Source organism: Streptomyces sp. NPDC031274 (assembly GCF_055570235.1).
Map to the genome: position 1 here is coordinate 1 of NZ_JBVIHP010000161.1, position 1,732 is coordinate 1,732.

Genomic DNA, 1,732 nt, shown 5'->3' on the forward strand with positions numbered 1-1,732 from the left:
TGCCTCCAGTACCCGAACCGCCCTGGTCATCGGGGGTGGAATCGCAGGCCTGGTGGCGGCGATGGCACTGCACAAGGCGGGCATCGAGGCGAGGGTGTACGAGGCGTACGACGACTCCGCGTCGAGAGGCCGGGGTTCGGGTTCCCGCCTCGGCGGCGGCATGACGATCGCGCCGAACGGCCAGCAGGCGCTGGAGGCGATCGACGCGGCCCAGACGGTGAGCACCATCGGCACCCCGGTGACCGCCCTGGGCCTGCGCAGCTGGACGGGCAGACACCTGGCCCAACTCGCCCCGCCCGCAGAGCTCCCCACCACACGCTTCGTCTGGCGCACGGAGCTGCACGAGGCGATCGAGGCGGAGACTTCGAGTCGCGGGATCCCCGTCCACAAGGGCAAGCGCCTGCTGGACGCGACGGACACGGGCACGGGCGTGACGGCCCGTTTCTCGGACGGCTCACAGGCTAAAGCGGACATCCTGATCGGCGCGGACGGCCTGCGCTCGACGGTGCGTTCACTGATCGACCCGTCAACTCCGAAGCCGCACTACGCCGGAATGCTGACGTTCACGGCACGCGTACCGACGACTGAACTCCCTTCTACGGAGGGGGTGTTGTACATGTGCTACGGCAAGAAGGCGTACTTCGCCTACCAGATCTTCGACGACGCGTCGGCGGCCTGGGCCGTGAACCTGCCGCACCGCGAGCCGATGACGCAGGCGGAGGTGCAGGCGGTGGGCGCGGGGGAGTGGCTGAAGCGGCTGGGTGAGGCGTTCACGGACGACCGAACTCCGGCACCTGACCTCCTGGCGGCCACGACCCCGGAGGACCTGCTGATCACAGGCCCCACAGAAACGATGCCTCCCATCCGCACCTGGAGCCGGGGCCGCATGATCCTGATCGGAGACGCGGCGCACGCGATGTCCCCGACTTCGGGCCAGGGCGCTTCCTTGGCCTCGGAGAGCGCGGTGGAACTGGCCCGCTGCCTGCGGGACTTGCCCCACGGCAAGGCATTCAAGGCGTACGAGTCGCTGCGCCGCCCCCGGGTGGACCGCATCCTGAAACACACGACGGCAACCCCGACGTCCACGTCGGCCGCGGCCCGCGGAGCTTCACCGAAGCCGGCGGGACCTTTGGGCCGCGCCCTGCGGGACGCGCTGCTGCCGGTGGCGACGAAGGTGGGCGGGGCTGGGGGAGCGGTTTGGGGGGCTTGGCAGTTCGAGCATCGGATTGAGTGGGATGAGCGGGTGGGGTAAGCCGCCGGGGAGATGCGGTTGTTCGAAGAAGGTGGCATCGAAGTCCACCTCAGGCGGCTGCCTCACCTTCAACGACCTCGGTGACTACGTCGACGGTGACAACAGCAAGGCGGAGTTCATGGTCTCGACGACGGATGCCGAGGGCGGCGGCACGGTCCTCTACTACGACTAGGCCCGGCTACTGAAGGCTGCGCTTGCGCTGGGCGGGGGGCCGGGGGGCTCATGACCCCCTGGCCCGGGGGGTTCGCGGTAGTGGAGCGAAGCTCGCCCCTCCAAGTCGGCTCAGTGCGGTGAGGATTGCTGCATGGTGGCGAGGAATCCGCACCAGGCGCGCGGCTGGACGGCGATCAGGGGACCACCAGGGCGCTTCGAATCGCGCACGAGGACTGCGTGTTCAAGGGTAGCTACCTCCACGCATTCGCCTCCGGAGCCGTTGCTGTAGCTGCTCTTGCGCCACTGAACGGTCAAAGAGCTGCTGGC

At 68.8% G+C, this 1,732-nt stretch carries 3 protein-coding genes; 2 read left to right on the top strand and 1 reads right to left on the bottom strand.

Annotated elements, in window-relative coordinates; translation table 11 throughout:
• Positions 1-1,252, top strand: a 1,252-nt coding sequence (locus ACZ5CR_RS44555) for an FAD-dependent oxidoreductase (protein WP_468869214.1), incomplete at its 5' end; no start/stop codon positions are given.
• 31 nt (positions 1,253-1,283) lie between these two features.
• Positions 1,284-1,424, top strand: a complete 141-nt coding sequence (locus ACZ5CR_RS44560) for a hypothetical protein (RefSeq protein WP_468869218.1) — start codon at positions 1,284-1,286, stop codon at positions 1,422-1,424.
• Between the two features lie 110 nt (positions 1,425-1,534).
• Here ACZ5CR_RS44560 and ACZ5CR_RS44565 read toward each other — a convergent pair whose 3' ends face one another.
• The gene (locus ACZ5CR_RS44565; protein WP_468869220.1) at positions 1,535-1,720 is read right to left on the bottom strand and encodes a DUF397 domain-containing protein; all 186 of its coding nucleotides are present in this window, start codon (positions 1,718-1,720) and stop codon (positions 1,535-1,537) included.
• Positions 1,721-1,732 lie beyond the last annotated feature (12 nt).